Source organism: Hansschlegelia sp. (genome assembly GCF_035538955.1).
Taxonomy (GTDB): Bacteria; Pseudomonadota; Alphaproteobacteria; order Rhizobiales; family Methylopilaceae; genus Methylopila.
The window spans coordinates 23,390-40,946 of the sequence record NZ_DATLJK010000005.1; the positions used below are offsets into that span (position 1 = coordinate 23,390).

Below are 17,557 nucleotides of genomic sequence, written 5' to 3' on the forward strand. Positions count from 1 at the left end.
ATGGTCGCACTCGATCTTGCACCGCTCCGCGGCGAAGCCGAGGAGCGTGTTCACCCGCGCAAGGGCGTCAAAGTCGGCGGGCCCGACGCGCTCTGGAAACGGCTTGAATACGGCACGCTGATCGGCGGCATGGCGGTCGGCGCCATGTTCGGCGTCTGGTGGATGTTCACGCACCAGATGACCTGGATCGAGTGGACCTCGCTCGCCGTCGGCTACGTCGTCATCAATGTCGGCGTGGGGATGGGCTATCACCGCTACTTCACCCACCGCGCCTTCGAGACTTCAACGCCGATGCGCTACGCGATCGGCATTCTGGCGCAGCTCTGCTGCCAGGGCTCGGTGCTGCGCTGGGTCGCAGACCATCGCCGCCACCACGCGCACGCGGACCAGTGCGGCGACGTCCACAGCCCGGTCGTCGACGGCATGTGCAACAATGAGGGCACGCTGAGGGGCCTGTTCCACAGCCATATCGGCTGGCTCGGCGACGCCACGACCACCGACCTCGACGTCTTCGCCCGCGACCTGCAGCAGGATCCAGTGATCATGTGGTGCCATCGCACCCGCTGGTTCTGGGCCTTCGTCTCCATGGCCGGAGCGCCGTTCCTGTTCGGCTACGCCTTCGGCGGCCTCGAGCACGGGATAGGTTCGATGCTGGTCGGCGGGTTCCTGCGGACCTTCCTGTTCCTCAACATCGTGCTCGCGGTGAACTCGATCGGCCATACCTTCGGCTCCGAGCGGTTCGACAACCACAGCCACGCGAAGAACAACTGGATCCTCGCGCTGCTGACCTTCGGCGACGGCTGGCACAACAACCATCACAAGCATCCGCGCAACGCCTATGCCGGGCTCGCCTGGTACGAGATCGACGTCAACGGCTACATCATTTCCGGGCTGGAGAAGCTCGGACTTGTCTGGAACGTCGTGCGCGTGCCGACCGCCAAGGCGGACTGAATCCGCCGCCTTTCCTTTCTCCCGCGACTGCCTGCCGGAGCCATGTGCTCCGGCTTTTTTGCATGCGCGGATTTGCGCGCCGAACGGGAAGCCCTTCTCGCCTCGCAAGTCCTATAGTTAGACGGAGGCCGGTGGGCGGGCTCGGACGGTCAGGCTACATGATGCGCGTACTGGTCGTGTCTATCGGCACTTATGGCGACGTGCTGCCGTTCATCGCGATGGCGGCGGAGCTCAGCCGCCGCGGGCACGACGTCACGCTTGCGAGCGCCGAGACGTTCGAAGCGCCGGCGCGGCGGGCCGGCGTCGACTTCAAGCCGCTGATGTCTGCCGCCGACTATGCCGGCCTGTTCAATCATCCGGATTTCTGGCGGCCATGGGCGGGCCCGCGCCGCCTGTTCGCCGCGCTTCCTGACCTGGTTCGGCCGACCTACGACTTCATCGCGCGCAATCATGTGCCCGGCGAGACCGTCGTGGTCGCGTCCGCGCTCGCGCTCGGCGCCCGCGTGGCCGAAGAAGTCCTCGGCGCGCCGGTGGTCTGGGCGCATCTCACGCCGATCCTGCTCCCGAGCCGTCATGAGCCGCCGCGGTTGCCCTTTCTGCCGCTGCCGCGCTGGTTGCCTCGGAGTCTGAAGTGGAAGCTGCAGACAGGCGCATACAAATTCGCCATCGCGCCGCGACTGCGCCCCAGGCTGAACGCCTTCAGGTCCGAACTCGGCTTGTCCCCGATCAAGAACCTCCGCAAGTGGTGGCGGCCGCGCCGGCGCATGGCGCTGCTGTTCCCGGACTGGTTCGCCGCGCCGCAGCCGGACTGGCCCGGGCAGGCGCGCCAGCTTGATTTCCCCCGCGCTGATCTCTTCGGCGCCCGGTCGGAGCGGCTGGACCCCGCTCTGCAGGAATTCCTCGAGGCAGGCGAGCCGCCGATCGCGGTGACCTTCGGGTCTGCGCGGTTCGGGTCCGACAAGCTCTACCGCGCCGCGATCGAGGCCTGCGTGCGGCTTGGCCGGCGCTGCGTGGTGCTCTCGCAGCAGCCCATGGAGGCGCTGAAGGGGCTCGAGCACGCCGCCTTCTTCACCGAATACGCGCCGCTGAGCGAGGTGCTGCCGCGATGCGCGGCGCTGGTGCACCATGGCGGCGTCGGCACGGTCTCGCTCGCCTTCGCCGCGGGCGCGCCCCAGCTCATCGTGCCGATGGCTTTCGACCAGTTTGATCATGCGGCGCGTGTGCGACGGCTCGGCTGCGGAGCGTCCGTGTCCCGCCGACGCTTCAGCGCGCGCCGCGCCGCTGACGTCCTAAGCCGGATGCTCGTCTCGCCAGAGGTTGCAGAGCGGTGCGCGGGCGTGGCGGCGCGCTGCGGCCGCACGGACGCGATCGTCGACGCCTGCAATTTGATCGAGAGCGAGGGAGCGCCTCGCGCCGTGGCGACGCCCGCGCGGCGGCGCCGGAGCATTTGACGAGGCGGCCGCTCCCTGCATGAATTGAGGGGAAGCGCTTGGTTGGCCCCTCTGGCCGCCAAGCTCGGCCTCATGCACGTGCTGATTGCGGCGATCGGGAGCTCCGGGGACGTCCTCCCGCTGATCGCGATAGGGGGCGCGCTCCGGCGACGCGGGCATCAGGTGACGCTGGCCGCGCCGGCTCCGTTCGGCCCGCTCGCCGCGCGCGCCGATATCGGCTTCGAACCTCTTGGAACAGAGCAGGATTATGCGGCCGCCTTCGCTGATCCCGTGCTCTGGAGCTCACGCCGCGGCGTGAGGAGGCTTTTTGCGGCCGTCGCTGCGGCCATCGAGCCGACATTCGCCTTTGTGATGCGGCGACACCGCCGCGCGCGGACGGTCGTGTTGGCCTCGTCGCTGGCGCTTGGGGCGCGCGTGGCGGTCGGCGTACGACGGTGCCCGTTCATTGTCGTCCATCTGCAGCCGGTGCTGATGCAGAGCCGGCATGAGGCGCCGCGACTGCCGGGGCTGTTTCGGATGGGGTGGCTGCCGGCGGCGCTGAAATGGCGACTTCAGCTCGGCGCCGACCGATACGTCATCGACCCGGCGCTGCTCCCGGCGCTGAACGCGTTCCGCGCCGGGATCGGGCAGGACCCTGTGCGCCGCCTGCGGCACTGGTGGAACGCGCGCGGCCGGGTGCTGCTGCTCTATCCGCCATGGTTCGCGGCGTTCCAGCCGGACTGGCCGGACAACGCGCGGCAGGTCGGGTTCCTCTGCGCCGACATGCTGGGACCGCCGGACGACCAGCAGCAGGCGCTCGCCGCCTTTCTGGACTCCGGGCCGCGGCCCGTCGCCGTGACCTTCGGCACGGGCATGCTGTATGGAGAGGCGATGTATCGAGCGGCAGTGGCCGCCTGCGCCTTGCTCGGGCTCCGGTGCGTCGTGACGTGCCCGCATCCGCTCGAGATCCCGCCTGAGCATCGGCGACAGGTCTTCGTCCTGCGCTATGCCCCGTTCAGCGTTCTGCTGCCGCGTTGCCGCGCAATCATCCATCACGGCGGAATCGGCACCTTGGCGCAGGCGTTCGCCGCGGGCATTCCGCAACTGATCGTGCCGCTCGCCTTCGACCAGTTCGACAACGCGGATCGCGTCAGGCGGCTCGGCTGCGGTCTCATTCTGCGCCGCGAGCTCTTCGGCGCGCGCACGGCCGCGTGGCGCCTGCGGCGGCTGCTCGCCTCGACCCGGATCGCCGAGGCCTGCGCCGGCGTTGCGGCGCGCTGCGTCGGAGCGGACGCGATCGCGGAAATCTGCGAGGAGGTCGAGACGGTTTTTGCAAAGAGCAGGGCCGGGCGCGGCCGAGGAGGTCGATAGACGAGCGTCCTGCGTCGTCAGAGGATATGCATGGGGAGGGCCGACTCGCGAGGTGAAACGATGCGCTTACCCGACCGGGCGGAGATGGAGCCGACGCGATCCGCGTCCGCCTCCACGACCTCCCCTGGCCGCGACGGCGCCCCACCCGACGCAGGAGGCCCATCGGCGGCGGAAGCCGCAGCGTCGGCCCAGGAGGTCAGGCGTCGGCACGTCCTCTACATCCAGGGCTACGATCCGCGCGGCCCGGGGGAGTATCGGCGCCTGATCGCGCTCGAGCTCCGTCGCTTCGCCCGTCTCTGGGGCGCGGCGGTGAGCATCAGGCCGGGTCTTCGCGATGACGACCGGACTCCGAGCGCGGAGTGGACGGCTTCCTTTCGGGGCGGCGAGGCGCACGTCGAGGTCCGATACGAAACCCTGCGTTGGGACGACCTGGTCCAGAAGGACTTCGCGGCCCCGCTCCCGATCAAGGTGCTGCGCGGGTTCGTGACGCTCTGGGACGCGGTGACGTCAGGTCTGCTGTGGCGGGTCGCGCGGGCTTCGCCGCGCTGCGCGGTGGCCTGGAGCTATCCCGTGGTCGTGACCCTGCTGATCGCGGCCATATGCGCGGCGATCGGTTGGGCCGCCGGCGGGTGGGCGGCGGCGCACGTTCCCTGGGCGCTCGCTGTGGCGCTGGGCTGCGCGCTCGCGGTCTGCCTGATGCTGGGCGCGATGCACCTCGTGAAGCGGGCCGGCGGCTTCGTCATCCACCTGATGGACGATGGCCGCTCGCAGCGGCGCTATGCGCGGCGCGCCGACGCGGCGTTGCACGCCCGCGTCGACCAGTTCGCCGTCCGGATCCGCGAAGTGGCGGCCGAGGGAGGTGCCGACGAAATCCTGGTCGTCGGCCATAGCAGCGGCAGCTTTCTCGCGATTGACGCGCTTGCGCGCGCCTTTGAAGCGGACGCCGGCTTCGCGGAGCGCAGTCGCTCGACGCTCTCGCTGCTCACGGTCGGCGCGACCGAGCTCCTGATCGGCCTGCACTCCAAGGGCGGCTGGTTCCGCGATCGCCTGCGCCGGCTCGCGGCCGAGCCGACGCTGTTCTGGGCGGAAGTCGTAGGTCCCTGGGACTTCCTCAATTTCCCGCACCGCGACCCGGTGACCGAGCTGCGCCTGTTTCCGGGCCAGAAGCCTCCGAACCCGACGTTCCGGCGGGCCTATCTGACCAAGATGCTCGGCCAGCAGAGCATCGAGCGCATGCGGCGGCGCTGGCAGGTGTTCCGCCTCCATTTCCAGTTCATCATGGCGAACGAGGTGAAGGGGCCGTACGACTACTTCTCGCTCGTGTGCGGTCCGTGGGCGGCGCGCAGCCAGTTTGCGCGCACCGCGAAAGGATCGCTGATGGCGCCGCTCCCTGGTCCGCCGCCGCCGCCGCTGCCACGGCCCGCCTATCTTCCGCCTCTGCCCGCCGCCGACCGATGAACGGGACGCTCCCTCCGCCCTTCGGCCGATGGACGCGGCGTCCGCAGCTACCGTAAGAACGCGCGTTCCCTCCGTCCTGTCCCGTTCGGGACGCTGCCTCCGTCTGGGGATTTAAGCCTCCATGTTCAGCAAGATCCTCATCGCCAACCGGGGCGAGATCGCCTGCCGCGTCATCAAGACGGCCCGGCGGATGGGGATTGCGACCGTCGCGGTGTTTTCGGACGCGGATCGCGATGCGCTGCATGTCGAGATGGCCGACGAGGCGGTGCATATCGGACCGCCGCCGGCCGCGCAGTCCTACCTGCTGATCGACAGGATCGTCGCCGCCTGCAAGCAGACTGGGGCGCAGGCGGTGCATCCCGGCTACGGCTTCCTGTCGGAGCGGGCCGCCTTCCCGGAGGCGCTCGCGGCCGAGGGCATCGTGTTCATCGGACCGAACCCAAGGGCCATCGAGGCCATGGGCGACAAGATCGAGTCCAAGAAGGCCGCGGCCGCCGCCGGAGTTTCGACCGTGCCGGGCAACCTCGGAGTGATCGAGACGCCGGAGGACGCCGTGCGGGTCGCCGAGGAGATCGGTTTCCCGGTGATGATCAAGGCCTCGGCGGGCGGCGGCGGCAAGGGCATGCGCATCGCGCATTCGGCCGAGGACGTCGCAGAGGGTTTCCGGGCGTCGCGCTCGGAAGCCAAGTCGTCATTCGGCGACGACCGGGTGTTCATCGAGAAGTTCATCGTCAATCCGCGCCACATCGAGATCCAGGTGCTGGGCGATAAGCACGGCAACGTCATCTACCTCGGCGAGCGCGAGTGCTCGATCCAGCGCCGCAACCAGAAGGTGGTCGAAGAGGCGCCGTCGCCGCTGCTCGACGAGGCGACCCGCCGCGCCATGGGCGAGCAGTCGGTCGCGCTGGCGCAGGCGGTCGGCTACGATTCCGCCGGCACGGTCGAATTCGTCGCCGGCCAGGACAAGTCCTTCTACTTCCTCGAGATGAACACCCGGCTGCAGGTCGAACATCCGGTGACGGAACTCGTCACCGGGATCGACCTTGTCGAGCAGATGATCCGGGTCGCGGCTGGCGAGAAGCTCTCGATCCGCCAGGAAGACGTCAAGCTGAGCGGCTGGGCGGTGGAGAGCCGCGTCTACGCCGAGGACCCGTATCGCAACTTCCTGCCCTCGATCGGCCGGCTCACCGCGTATCGGCCGCCGGCGGAATCGACCGAGAACGGGATCACCGTCCGCAACGACACCGGCGTGACGGAGGGCGGCGAGATCTCGCTGTTCTACGATCCGATGATCGCAAAGCTGGTGACCCACGGTCCGAACCGGCTGGCTGCGATCAAGGCGCAAGGCGCGGCGCTCGACGCCTTCGCGATCGACGGCATCCAGCACAACATCCCGTTCCTCGCGGCGCTGATGGAGCATCCCCGCTGGCGTGAGGGCCGTCTGTCGACGGGGTTCATCGCCGAGGAGTTCCCCGACGGCTTCGCGCCACGCAAGGCTGAGGGCGAGATCGCCCAAACGCTGATCGTGATCGCGGCCCAGATCGACTGGCTCGTAATGGAGCGCCGCCGGCTGATCTCGCACCAGCTCCGCAAGGGCGCGGCGACCAAGGAGCGCCTGCGCACTGTGTTGCTCGACGGCGAGGCGACCTGCGTCGAGACCAGCGCCGACGGCGATGCGGTGATCGTTCGCACGCTGGACGGCGCCGGCGCGGAGACGGGGGTGCGGCGCGTCGTGACCGACTGGCGGCCAGGCGAGCCGGTGTGGCGCGGCGAGATCGACGGCGCAGCCGTCTCGGCGCAGGTGCGCCGCCGGCGCGGCGCCTATGGCTATGACCTCTCCCACCGGGGCGTCGCGGTCTACGCCCGCGTCCATGGCGAGCGCATCGCCGAACTGCTGGCGATGATGCCCGAGAAGGCCGTCGCCGACACCTCCAAGCAGCTGCTGTGCCCGATGCCAGGCCTCGTCGTGTCGATCGCCGTCGACGAGGGGCAGGAGGTCAAGGTCGGCGAGACCCTGGCCGTGGTGGAAGCCATGAAGATGGAGAACGTGCTGCGCGCCGAGCGCGACGGGACCGTCCAGAAGGTCCACGTCAAGGCCGGCGACAGCCTCGCGGTCGATGCGGTGATCCTGGAGTTCGCCTGAGAATTCCAGGCCGGGCGAGCGGGGCCGGCGATCTTGCCGGTAGATGTTGCTCCCCCATGTCCTCGGCATGACCGAAGCCGTCGAGCGCCTCGAGATCACCGGCCGCGTGCAGGGCGTGTTCTACCGCAAGTGGGCGAGGGACGCCGCCCGTTCGCTCGGCCTGCGGGGCTTCGTCCGCAACCGCAGCGACGGCTCGGTGGAGGCTGTCGTGGCAGGACCGCAGGAGAGCATCGACGCCTTCGCGGAAGCGTGCCGCCAGGGACCTGAGCGGAAGCAGGTGAGTTCGGTGCGCCGCTCGGCGGCCGAGGCCTCGGACGTCGCCGGCTATGACGGCGTCTTTGTCGCGGACGACGCCTGAGCGGTCTTAGCGCTCGTCGACGGTCGGCCCGAAAATCTCCTCGAACGTGTCGCGCAGCGCCATGTCGACTTCGGCCATGGAAACGATCCGGCCGAGATCGGCGAGACTCGTGACGCCGTGCTCGCGCACGCCGCAAGGCACGATGCCGGCGTAGTGCGCAAGGTCCGGCTCGACGTTCAGGCTGACGCCATGGAGCGTGACCCAGCGCCGCACGCGCACGCCGATCGCCGCGATCTTATCCTCGGCGCCGCGGCCGCGATCCGGCCGGCGCACCCAAACCCCGACGCGGTCCTCGCGGCGCTCGCCCGTGACGCCGAAGCGATCGAGGGTCGCGATCAGCCAGGCCTCGAGGGCGGCGACGTAGCGGCGGAGGTCCGGCGCACGCCGGCGGAGGTCGAGCATCGCATAAGCCACCCGCTGCCCGGGTCCGTGATAGGTGTACTGGCCGCCGCGGCCGGTCGGAAACACCGGCAGAAGGTCCGGCTGAGTCAGGTCGGCCGCGCGCGCGCTCGTGCCGGCCGTGTAGAGCGGGGGATGCTCGAGCAGCCAGACGAGTTCCGGGGCGCGGCCCTCGGCGATCGCCGCGGCGCGCGCCTCCATAACCCCGGCGGCCTCCTGGTAGCCGACAAGCCCGTCGGTGACGCGCCAGCCGACCGGCGCGGCCGCGGCCGTGGGCAGAAATGCGCCGATGAGCGAATCGCGACGACTGGAAGGCGCTGGATCAACCATGCGTTAACCACGTCCGTGGCGTGATCGGCGGGAGCGCGGCTAAAGTCCGCGCCGCGGAGACGACGTTTCGTGCCCCCGATCGACAAGGTCAACCTCGAGATCTCCGTGGTGCTCGGCGCCACGACCATGCCCATCCATCAGTTGCTGCGGATGGGGCGCGGCGCCGTGATCGAGCTTCAGGCCGGCGAGGACGACGCCGTGACGCTGCTCGCAAATGACCATCCGATCGCGCGCGGCGCGGTGTTCGTGAACGGCGACCGCATCGGCGTCGAGATCACCAGCATGCTGCTGCGCGACCAGCGGGGCCGCACGGAACGCGAGCCCGCGGAAGAGCCCTCGGAAGTCGCGGCCTGACAAGCCGCCGAACGCGCTTGTGGTCCGGAGATCGATTTGTTATCAGCACGCCGCCGCGGTCGTGGCGGAACTGGTAGACGCGCAGCGTTGAGGTCGCTGTGGGGCAACCCGTGGAAGTTCGAGTCTTCTCGACCGCACCAATTGAACTTGACTGAAGATCGCCGTCGCGCCCGACTTCTGGCTGGGCCTCCGGACCTCCGATCAAAAAAAACGGCCCGCCTCAGAGCGGGCCGTTTTCGTTTGCGCAGACCTTCAGCGGGACACGGTGAGCCGAACGCTGCCGCGATTATTGTCGTAGAAGTGCCAGGCGTCGTTGGCGAAGCAATAGAGGTAGCCGGACGCCTTCGGCGTGAGGGTGCAGCCTGAACCGATCTTGAAGGTCTGGTTCAGGGTGACCTTGCGTCGCTCCTCGTCCGTCAGCGGTTGCGGCGACAGATTGCCCTTGGCGTCGAACCAGCGGCCGCTCGCCACCATGCCGACCAGCGCGAACCACTCGATGCTCTCCTCGCGGCGCGTCATCCAGAAGTCCGCCTCCGGATTTCCGGTCATGTGCTTGTAGAGCGACTCGACCTTGCCCCAGGCGGACCCCACCATGTGCACCGCCTCGCCGATGTGGAACTTCCGGTCCTTCATGCCTTCCGGGCCGCAGGGAATCGTCTTGTCGAGCCATTGGCCGGCGGCGCGGAACCGATATTCCACGCCTGCTTCGAGATAGAGGCCGGTCACGTTCCAGTGGCGAACGGCGAACACCTCCGTCTCATGCGACTGGCCCGCAGCGAGGTTCGTGGTGCGCCAATAGGGAAACTGCGTGAGCGGGGGATCGTCGTAGCGAGCGTAGGCTGACTTGTGCAGCGTGCCGTCGCCGTCGGCCTGCGGCCGCGGACCCGCGAAGTTCGGCGCGTGGCGCGGTCGCGACTTCAGCGGCTTGAACACGCCCGTCAACGAATCGTGCAGCACGTCGCGTTCATCCGGCTTGACCTGCGCCGCCGCGTTCCCCCGGAAGGCGAGCCCTTGCGCGGAGGCCTCGTCCATCATCCACTTCAGCGCTCCGTCCGAGAGGCCGGTGCGGCTGTAGCCCCCGCCGACATCGGCGTGGACTCCGGGAAACCACACCTGCTTCAGGTCCTGATGCGGCGGCAGGTCGTCCCAGAGGGTCGGCGTGAAACTCTGCCGCTTCTCGTCGAGCGCCACCGCGTGGCGGGCGTGGCCAACGTTCTCGCTGAGGGCTGTGTTGTGGAACTCGTACCTGCGCGGATCGTCGATCAGGTTCAGCAGCGCCATGTCGTCCGGAATCCCGAGCGCGCCGACCGTGTCCCAGACGCCGATGAAATAGATCGGGGTGCTGTCCTTCGCGGCGGCTCCGAGAGGGGCGCCATGCAGCGGCCGATCCGCCGTCGCTTTGGGCGCGGACTTGCTGCGGTAGTCGTCGTAGATCCCGTCGACCGCCTTCCAGACCCGCTCCTCGGTCATGTTTGAAGGGTCGAGCAGCCCGCAGCGGGAGATCATCCCGCCGAGCGAGCGAACCGTGAAGGCGCCGCGGCTGAAGCCGAACAGCCAGATCCGGTCTCCCGGCTGGTAGACGCTGGCGAGCCACCGATAGGCGCTGATCACGTTCTTGCCGAGACCCGTCCCGACGCCTCCGCCTTTCAGACGCTCCCACCAGCCGCCGTCGGTTCCGACGCCGGGGTGGTAATACCGTCTGATCGCGGATCCGGGTCCATCGTCGGTGTCCAGCGCATTGTAGATCTTCACGACGTTGGTCGGCGCCGGGAGACCGGCGTCGAGATCGTCGGGCGTGTTCCACGTCCCGTCGCAGCACACCACCAGGTCGGCCATCTTCCATCCTCCCCCAAGCCGAGGACAGGATGATGCACGTATAAGATGTAATGCAATAAGAAATCGCGCAGCGGTCTTGCGGCGCGCTTTCCTTGTCGGGCGGGCCCGCGCTGTCGAGTTGCGGCGCGGCGCCGGACAACCTACACCGCGAGCGCGCTGCCGCTTCCATTCAGAACCTGCCGAGGGCGCATGACCGCTGACGCCGATCCGCGCGACGCGACCCGAGAGCTCGAGCCGGAAATCCGCGACGAGGACGGCCGGCTCGCCTCGGGCTTTGTCGATGAGGTCGCCGAGGCCATCTCGGCGAATGACGCGGCGCGCGTCCGCGAATTGTCGGGCCGACTTCACGAGTCCGATCTCGGCGACCTGATCGAGACGCTCGAGCCCGACGACCGGCCCAAGCTGATCGAACTGCTCGGCAAGGACTTCGATTTCGCCGCGCTGACCGAGCTCGACGAGACCGTGCGCGTCCAGCTCCTGGAGGAGCTGCCGCCCGAGACCGTCGCGCGCGGCATGCGGGAGCTCGAGTCAGACGACGCGGTCTACATCCTCGAGGATCTCGACGAGGTCGACCGCGCCAAGATCCTGGCGCAGATGCCCGCGCTCGATCGAGTGGCGCTGACGCGCAGTCTGGACTATCCGGAAGACTCCGCCGGCAGGCGCATGCAGACCGAGTTCGTAGCGGCGCCGCCGTTCTGGACCATCGGCCACGCCATCGACTACATCGCAGACGCCGACGGCCTGCCGGACACCTTCTACGAGATCTTCGTCGTCGACCCGGCCTACAAGCTGCTGGGCTCCGTGCCGCTCGACCGTCTGCTCCGGACCCGCCGCAGCCGGCTGCTCTCCGACATCCTCGAGGAGAACCCGCGCACGATCCGGGCCACGGAAGACCAGGAGCAGGCGGCGCGGATGTTCGAGCGCTACAACCTGGTCTCGGCCGCCGTGGTGGACGACGCTGGGCGGCTTGTGGGCGTCCTGATGGTCGACGACATCGTCGACGTCATCGAGGAGGAGGCGGACGAGGATCTGCGCGCGCTTGGCGGCGTCACGGGCGACGAAGAAATTTCGGATCCGGTGCTCTACACCGCGAAGAGCCGGATCTTCTGGCTGCTGGTGAACCTCGCCACCGCCTTCTTCTCGGCGAGCGTGATCGGCCTGTTCGAAGCCACGATCGAACAAATGGTCGCTCTAGCGGTGCTGATGCCGATCGTCGCCTCGATGGGCGGCAACGCCGGGACCCAGACGATGACGGTCGCGGTGCGCGCGCTCGCCACGCGCGAACTCGGCAGCCACAACGCCCGTCGGCTGGTCGGACGCGAGACCCTGGTCGGGCTTGTGAACGGCGTCGTCCTCGCCGTTCTGGTCGGCCTCATCGCCGGCGGCTGGTTCCACAGCCTCCAGCTCGGCCTGATCATCGCCGGCGCGATGGTGACCAATCTGGTCTGCGCCGGGCTTTTCGGCATCTTGATTCCGCTGAGCCTCGACAAGCTCAAGGCCGACCCGGCGGTTTCCTCCGGCGTGTTCCTGACGACAGTCACCGACACGGTCGGCTTCTTCTCGTTCCTGGGGCTCGCCACGTGGTGGTTCGGCCTGGGGATCGGGCGCTGAAAATATGGTGAGCGGAGTGTTAACGGTTTCGCCACTATTGGCGATTTAGGCTGCGCGTGATCCCACCGTCACGGAGTGAGTTGCAATGATCGAACCGATGATCGGCCGGCTGGCAGGGTGTCTGGTGTTCGGCGGCCTGCTCTTCGGAATGGTCACGCTGGTCGACGGAACAAGGGAATCGCGCGCCTCTCAGCGGGTCGCCGCGGCGGAGGTCCAGCAGCGCGTGCTGAACCACACGTCGTTCACGCGTCCGTGAAGCGTCGGCAGGCCTCAATCGGACTAAGATACCTCTGACAACGGGGAGCGCTCGGGGCCATGCGACGGAACGGGGGACGCGCCGCGCGCCTGCGCGGCCTTGGCGTCGCAGTCGCGGCGCTCGCGATGACGGGCCTGAGCGCCTGCTCATCCGTCGGCGACGAGGTTGAGATTCAGCCGACGCGCCTGACCACCACGGTCGACACGGGCGTCGGCGTCTCGTCGCCGCTTTCCGGGATCGTCACGACCCCGGACGATCACGGGATCAAGGGCATCGACGTCTCCAAGTTCCAGGGCCAGATCGACTGGGCCACGGTTCGAGCGTCCGGCGTCTCCTTCGCCTATATCAAGGCCACCGAAGGCGGCGACCGCGTCGACGATCGCTTCGCCGCGAACTGGGCCGCCGCGAAGGCCGCCGGGGTCCGGCATGGCGCCTACCACTTCTACTATTTCTGCCGCACCGGCGCCGAGCAGGCCGCCTGGTTCATCCGCAACGTGCCGGCCGATCCGGACGCGCTGCCGCCGGTGCTGGACATGGAGTGGAACCCGCAGTCGCCGACCTGCAAGCGGCGGCCGCCGGTCGCCGAGATCCAGCGCGAGATGGCGAGCTTCCTGCGGATCGTCGAGAAGCACTACGGCAAGCGGCCGATGATCTACACCAGCGTCGATTTCCACCGCGACGCGCTGACCGGCTCCTTTCCGCAGCACCAGTTCTGGCTCCGCAGCGTGGCCGGCCATCCTTCGGTGAAGTACGGCTCGCGCAGCTTCGCGATGTGGCAGCACACCTCGACCGGGCGGGTGCCGGGGATCACTGGCAACGTCGACCAGAATGTCTTCGTCGGCGCCCCCGCCGACTGGCAGCGCTTCGCCTCGACGGGCTACTGAGACGGCTGTCTGCCGCACGCGTCGGCCGTACCGAGCGTCCCGCGGCCGCCGGGAGCAGGGGGACCTTTCCGGCGCGCTCGGCCGCTTGGTTGATCCTCAGTCGCGTCCCAGCGGGACCGACGCCTCCCGCGGACCTTGGCGCAGAATGGAGAGGCGACGCCGGATCGCCGCGGTGAGCGCGTCGACGCGCGCGCCGCCGGGCCGCTCCAGATAGATCCACGACAGAGCCCCCGCGCTCAGCGCCAGCGGGAAGGCCGCCAGGAAGACCTGCGGCGCAGACCATCCCGGCGCGGCGTAGGCGAGGGTCTGCTCGATCATGTAGCCCCAGACGTAAAACCCGTAGGACCAGGTCCCGAGCCGCGCGAGCGCAGCGGTGAGGCGGCCGCCAAGAAAGCCGACGCAGAGGATCGCATAGGCCATCAGGATCATGCCGGCGAGCGCCGCCACGTGTGAATAGGCCAGCGGCGCCGCCAGCGCCGCGATCACGAGCAGGATGCGGCTCGAGACAGGCACGCGTTCGGCATAAAGCGCCAGCAGCGCACCGATGCCGAAGGCGGTGGTGAACCGCACGAGGTGGTGAGGCGATCCCAGATAGGCGTAGCTCTCGCCGTTCCAGAACCACGCCAGATTGACCGCCATGGTCAGGGCGAGCGCCGCCAGCGCCAGCCGGCGCCGCCTCATCAGCCCAAGCGCCCAGGCGATTACGAGCACCAGCGAGAACACCAGCTCGTAATGCACCGTCCAGAGCGGGACGAAGAGAATGCCGGGCTCGGCGCCCTGCATGAAGGCGCCCGGGAGGGTCGCGTTGACGTCGTAGAGCGTCGAGACCGCCAGCACGAAGCGGAGGGGCCGCGCGCCGAGATAGTCCTGAAGCGGCAGCGTTGTCACCAGCGGCCCCACCACGATCGCCGCGAACAGCGCCGCGACGACGATCGGCGGCACATAGCGGACAAGGCGGGCGACGATGAAGCGGAGCGCGTCCGGTCGCAGCATGAGGCTGCGGGTCAGCAGCATGCCGGACAGGATGAAGAAGGCGTGCACGCCGTGGAAGTCCGGCGAGAAGCCGAAGATATGGAAGAAGCTCGCCGTCTTGGTCCCGGGCGTGGTGATGATCCAGGCGTGCGCGTACAGCACTGCGGTCGCGGCCAGCAGCCGAACGGCGGCGAGATCGTTCTTCTCGCGCCCGAGGCAGTCAGCGAGAGTGGCAGGCAACCGGCGAAACCTTTCGCGGCGCGGAGCGCTCTGGAGCCGTCCTCGTAACCCGGCTTTCATGAAAAAAGCGTCGAGTCGATCGTAGAGTCGCAGGGTGGCAGGCCGTCATGTTTTTCGTTCTGTCCAAAGTCCTGGGATTTCTCGCCACGCCCTCGAACCTTGCGGTGATGGCGGGCCTCGCCGGCGGCGCCGCGGCCCTGCTGGGCGCCCGCGGGCTCGGCTCCGCCGTGATGGGCGCGGCGATCCTGTCACTGGCCGTGGCCGGCCTCTCGCCGCTCGGCAATCTCCTGCTCATTCCGCTGGAGGAGCGCTTCCCGCGCGCGTCCGACGAGCCGGCGCCGACCGGCGTGATCGTCCTTGGCGGCGCCTTCGACACGGTGATCGCCGCATCCCGCCAGGAGGTCGCCTTGACCAAGGCCGCCGAGCGGCTGACCGAGATCGCCGAACTCGCGCGCCGCTGGCCGAAGGCGCAGATCGTCTTCTCCGGCGGTTCGGGCACGCTGCTGTTCGACGGCGCGACAGAGGCCGACCTCGCCGCGCGGCTGCTGCAGAGCTTCGGCGTCGAGCCGGAGCGCATTCTGCTCGAGGGCCGTTCCCGCAACACCGTGGAAAACGCGCGCTTCACCCGCGACCTGATCGAGCCGCGTCCCGGCGACCGGTGGCTGCTGGTGACGTCGGCCTACCACATGCCGCGCGCGGTGGGCTGCTTCCGCGCGGCGGGCATCGAGGTCCAGGCATGGCCCGTCGACTTTCGCACCCGCGGCTCGGAGGACGCCCTGCGACCGTTCCGGTCCGTCAGCGCCGGGCTCAGCCGGGTCGACGTGGCGGTGCGGGAATGGGTTGGTCTTGTGACCTATTGGCTGTTGGGCTATGTGACCGGCCCGTTGCCCCGTCCCTGATTACTCACAGATATGGCAAGGCGTCGTATGTTGTGCGGCGCAACGTCTACTCTTCCGCGGACGCGGCTCAAGGGTCCCGATGACGACAAGCTCCGACGAAGGCGCGGCTCCGCAGCCTGCGCCCTCCGCCCACGCCTATGAAGCCGTGACGACGGGGGCGAGCGGCACTCACGGCGCGAGCGCCGCGCAGAGCTCCGCGGTGCGCGGAGAACGCCACGGTTTCTGGACCCTGACGATCGGCAGCGTCGGGGTCGTCTATGGCGACATCGGGACAAGCCCGCTCTATGCGATGCGGGAGTCGCTGCTGCACATCGGCCACGCGCCGAGCGTAGAGGAGGTGATCGGCGTCACCTCGCTGCTGATCTGGGCGCTGATCGTCGTCGTCACCTTCAAATACGTGCTGATCCTCCTGCGGGCCGACAACCACGGAGAGGGCGGCACGCTGTCGCTCATGGCGCTCGCGCAGGAGGCGATGGGCCGCTCGACCTGGGCGCTTTTGGCGCTCGGCGTGGTGGGGGCCTCGCTGTTTTATGGCGACGCCGTCATCACGCCTGCGGTCTCGGTGCTGTCCTCCGCTGAGGGCCTGAAGGTCGCGAGCCCGATCTTCGGGCCGTACGTGCTCCCGATCACCATCGCGATCATCGTGGCGCTCTATACCGTCCAGTCCTTCGGCACCGGCCGCGTCGCGGCGCTGTTCGGGCCCGTCATGGTGATCTGGTTCCTCGCGCTGACGGCGCTCGGCGTCATCCACATCTTCGACGCGCCGACCGTGCTCCGGGCGTTGAACCCGTACCACGCGCTGCTCTTCCTGTTCGCGCACGGGTTCCTTGGCTTCGTGGTGCTCGGCGCGACCTTCCTGGCCGTCACGGGCGCAGAGGCGCTTTACGCTGACATGGGCCACTTCGGCCCGGGGCCGATCCGCACGGCCTGGCTTGGCCTGGTCCTGCCGTCCCTGGTCATCAATTATCTCGGCCAGGCCGGCCTCGCGATCTCCCATCCGGAAGCGATCGAGAACCTGTTCTTCCTGATGGTGCCGGACTGGATGCGGCTGCCCTTCGTGCTGTTCTCCTGCGTCGCGACCGTCGTGGCCAGCCAGGCGAACATCAGCGGCGCTTATTCGCTGACGCGGCAGGCGATGCAGCTGGGACTGCTGCCGCATCTCGAGGTGCAGCACACCTCGGAGACGCAGCACGGGCAAATCTACATGCCCAAGGTGAACTGGCTGATGCTCGCCTGCGTGCTGTTCCTGGTGATCACCTTCCAGACCTCCGGAAGGCTGGCGGCTGCTTACGGCATCGCGGTGATCGGAACGATGATCATGTCGAGCGTGCTGGCGATCGTCGTCATCGCCAAGACCTGGAAGCTCGGCTGGCCGCTCGCGATCCTGATCATGACGCCGCTCATCATCACCGACGCGACGTTCCTCAGCGCGAACCTGCTGAAGATCAAGGACGGCGGCTACATCCCGCTGATGCTCGGCGCGCTCGGGGTGGTGGTGATGTGGACCTGGATTCGCGGCACCCGCTTCGTCGAGGGGCGGATCGAGCGCGAGAGCATCCCCATCAAGGAGTTCGCGAAGTCGATGAGCACCAGCTCGGCGACGCGCGTAAAGGGCACGGCGATGTATCTCACCTCGTCGCCGCAGATCACGCCGCCTGCGCTGCTCCACAACCTGAAGCACAACAAGGTGCTGCACGAGCGCAACGTCATCCTGACCGTGCACACGATGAACCAGCCGACCGTCCCGCAGGAGGATCGGATCAGGCTGGACCGGGTCTCGGAGGATTTTGCGACGCTCGAGATCCACTATGGCTTCATGGAAGACCCGAATCTGCCGCGCGTGCTGGCCCAGGCGCGCGAGCATGGGCTGCCGTTCGACATGATGAAGACCTCGTTCTTCGTGGGACGGCGCTCCTTCCGCGCCTCGGCGAGCGTAGGCATGCCGCTCTGGCAGGACCACGTCTTCATCTTCCTGGTGCGGCAGTCCTACGACGCGACCGAGTATTTCCGCATTCCGGCCGGACGCGTGGTGGAGCTCGGCAACCAGATGGTGGTCTGAGCCCGC

General features: G+C 68.4%; 15 protein-coding genes and 1 tRNA gene. 13 read left to right on the top strand and 3 right to left on the bottom strand.

Annotation, left to right across the window (positions count from 1 at the left end):
* From VM780_RS02730 to VM780_RS02755, 6 genes are all read left to right on the top strand, one after another.
* A complete protein-coding gene (locus VM780_RS02730; protein ID WP_325444879.1) occupies window positions 1-951 on the top strand; it encodes an acyl-CoA desaturase in 951 nt (316 codons plus the stop codon).
* 158 nt (window positions 952-1,109) lie between these two features.
* Entirely contained in the window at window positions 1,110-2,402 is a 1,293-nt protein-coding gene (locus VM780_RS02735) for a glycosyltransferase (RefSeq protein ID WP_325444881.1), read from the top strand.
* Between the two features lie 42 nt (window positions 2,403-2,444).
* Window positions 2,445-3,752 (top strand): glycosyltransferase, encoded by a 1,308-nt coding sequence (locus VM780_RS02740; RefSeq protein WP_325444883.1) that lies wholly within the window; start codon window positions 2,445-2,447, stop codon window positions 3,750-3,752.
* Window positions 3,753-3,812: 60 nt separating this feature from the next.
* Window positions 3,813-5,210 (top strand): hypothetical protein, encoded by a 1,398-nt coding sequence (locus tag VM780_RS02745; protein WP_325444885.1) that lies wholly within the window; start codon window positions 3,813-3,815, stop codon window positions 5,208-5,210.
* 121 nt (window positions 5,211-5,331) lie between these two features.
* Window positions 5,332-7,353 (top strand): acetyl/propionyl/methylcrotonyl-CoA carboxylase subunit alpha, encoded by a 2,022-nt coding sequence (locus tag VM780_RS02750; RefSeq protein WP_325444887.1) that lies wholly within the window; start codon window positions 5,332-5,334, stop codon window positions 7,351-7,353.
* Window positions 7,354-7,396: 43 nt separating this feature from the next.
* Window positions 7,397-7,711 carry an acylphosphatase gene (locus VM780_RS02755; protein WP_325444889.1) on the top strand — a complete coding sequence of 105 codons (315 nt, stop codon included), beginning with the start codon at window positions 7,397-7,399 and terminating at the stop codon, window positions 7,709-7,711.
* Between the two features lie 6 nt (window positions 7,712-7,717).
* On the opposite strand, the gene lipB is transcribed toward VM780_RS02755, so the two are convergent.
* Complete coding sequence (gene lipB / locus VM780_RS02760) at window positions 7,718-8,440, bottom strand: lipoyl(octanoyl) transferase LipB (RefSeq protein WP_325444891.1); 723 nt, start codon at window positions 8,438-8,440, stop codon at window positions 7,718-7,720.
* Window positions 8,441-8,509: 69 nt separating this feature from the next.
* On the opposite strand from lipB, the gene VM780_RS02765 reads away from it, so the two are divergent.
* Both VM780_RS02765 and VM780_RS02770 read left to right on the top strand, forming a co-directional pair.
* On the top strand, window positions 8,510-8,794 hold the full coding sequence (locus VM780_RS02765; protein ID WP_325444893.1) for a FliM/FliN family flagellar motor switch protein: 285 nt from the start codon (window positions 8,510-8,512) through the stop codon (window positions 8,792-8,794).
* Between the two features lie 55 nt (window positions 8,795-8,849).
* Window positions 8,850-8,934 (top strand) — tRNA-Leu (locus VM780_RS02770).
* A gap of 112 nt (window positions 8,935-9,046) precedes the next feature.
* Here VM780_RS02770 and VM780_RS02775 read toward each other — a convergent pair.
* Window positions 9,047-10,630 carry a DUF2235 domain-containing protein gene (locus tag VM780_RS02775; protein WP_325444895.1) on the bottom strand — a complete coding sequence of 528 codons (1,584 nt, stop codon included), beginning with the start codon at window positions 10,628-10,630 and terminating at the stop codon, window positions 9,047-9,049.
* 189 nt (window positions 10,631-10,819) lie between these two features.
* Here VM780_RS02775 and mgtE point away from each other — a divergent pair, with 189 nt between their 5' ends.
* The 3 genes from mgtE to VM780_RS02790 all read left to right on the top strand — a co-directional run bounded on the left by mgtE (window position 10,820) and on the right by VM780_RS02790 (window position 13,381).
* Window positions 10,820-12,241, top strand: coding sequence for a magnesium transporter (mgtE, locus tag VM780_RS02780; protein ID WP_325444898.1), 1,422 nt, complete (start codon window positions 10,820-10,822; stop codon window positions 12,239-12,241).
* Window positions 12,242-12,326: 85 nt separating this feature from the next.
* On the top strand, window positions 12,327-12,497 hold the full coding sequence (locus tag VM780_RS02785) for a hypothetical protein (RefSeq protein ID WP_325444900.1): 171 nt from the start codon (window positions 12,327-12,329) through the stop codon (window positions 12,495-12,497).
* Between the two features lie 59 nt (window positions 12,498-12,556).
* Window positions 12,557-13,381, top strand: coding sequence for a GH25 family lysozyme (locus tag VM780_RS02790; protein WP_325444902.1), 825 nt, complete (start codon window positions 12,557-12,559; stop codon window positions 13,379-13,381).
* 96 nt (window positions 13,382-13,477) lie between these two features.
* Here VM780_RS02790 and VM780_RS02795 read toward each other — a convergent pair whose 3' ends face one another.
* Window positions 13,478-14,593, bottom strand: coding sequence for an acyltransferase family protein (locus tag VM780_RS02795; RefSeq protein WP_325444904.1), 1,116 nt, complete (start codon window positions 14,591-14,593; stop codon window positions 13,478-13,480).
* Window positions 14,594-14,700: 107 nt separating this feature from the next.
* Here VM780_RS02795 and VM780_RS02800 point away from each other — a divergent pair, with 107 nt between their 5' ends.
* The gene (locus VM780_RS02800; RefSeq protein ID WP_325444906.1) at window positions 14,701-15,492 is read left to right on the top strand and encodes a YdcF family protein; all 792 of its coding nucleotides are present in this window, start codon (window positions 14,701-14,703) and stop codon (window positions 15,490-15,492) included.
* 145 nt (window positions 15,493-15,637) lie between these two features.
* Window positions 15,638-17,551 carry a potassium transporter Kup gene (locus VM780_RS02805; RefSeq protein ID WP_414652769.1) on the top strand — a complete coding sequence of 638 codons (1,914 nt, stop codon included), beginning with the start codon at window positions 15,638-15,640 and terminating at the stop codon, window positions 17,549-17,551.
* Window positions 17,552-17,557: the final 6 nt, after the last annotated feature.

What these genes read in the sequence shown, in the direction of transcription:
- VM780_RS02730 (WP_325444879.1), top strand. Translation starts at nt 1, where the DNA reads ATGGTCGCACTCGATCTTGCACCGCTCCGCGGCGAAGCCGAGGAGCGT.
- VM780_RS02735 (WP_325444881.1), top strand. Translation starts at nt 1,110, where the DNA reads ATGATGCGCGTACTGGTCGTGTCTATCGGCACTTATGGCGACGTGCTG.
- VM780_RS02745 (WP_325444885.1), top strand. Translation starts at nt 3,813, where the DNA reads ATGCGCTTACCCGACCGGGCGGAGATGGAGCCGACGCGATCCGCGTCC.
- VM780_RS02750 (WP_325444887.1), top strand. Translation starts at nt 5,332, where the DNA reads ATGTTCAGCAAGATCCTCATCGCCAACCGGGGCGAGATCGCCTGCCGC.
- VM780_RS02755 (WP_325444889.1), top strand. Translation starts at nt 7,397, where the DNA reads ATGTTGCTCCCCCATGTCCTCGGCATGACCGAAGCCGTCGAGCGCCTC.
- lipB (WP_325444891.1), bottom strand. Translation starts at nt 8,440, where the DNA reads ATGGTTGATCCAGCGCCTTCCAGTCGTCGCGATTCGCTCATCGGCGCA.
- VM780_RS02775 (WP_325444895.1), bottom strand. Translation starts at nt 10,630, where the DNA reads ATGGCCGACCTGGTGGTGTGCTGCGACGGGACGTGGAACACGCCCGAC.
- mgtE (WP_325444898.1), top strand. Translation starts at nt 10,820, where the DNA reads ATGACCGCTGACGCCGATCCGCGCGACGCGACCCGAGAGCTCGAGCCG.
- VM780_RS02785 (WP_325444900.1), top strand. Translation starts at nt 12,327, where the DNA reads ATGATCGAACCGATGATCGGCCGGCTGGCAGGGTGTCTGGTGTTCGGC.
- VM780_RS02790 (WP_325444902.1), top strand. Translation starts at nt 12,557, where the DNA reads ATGCGACGGAACGGGGGACGCGCCGCGCGCCTGCGCGGCCTTGGCGTC.
- VM780_RS02800 (WP_325444906.1), top strand. Translation starts at nt 14,701, where the DNA reads ATGTTTTTCGTTCTGTCCAAAGTCCTGGGATTTCTCGCCACGCCCTCG.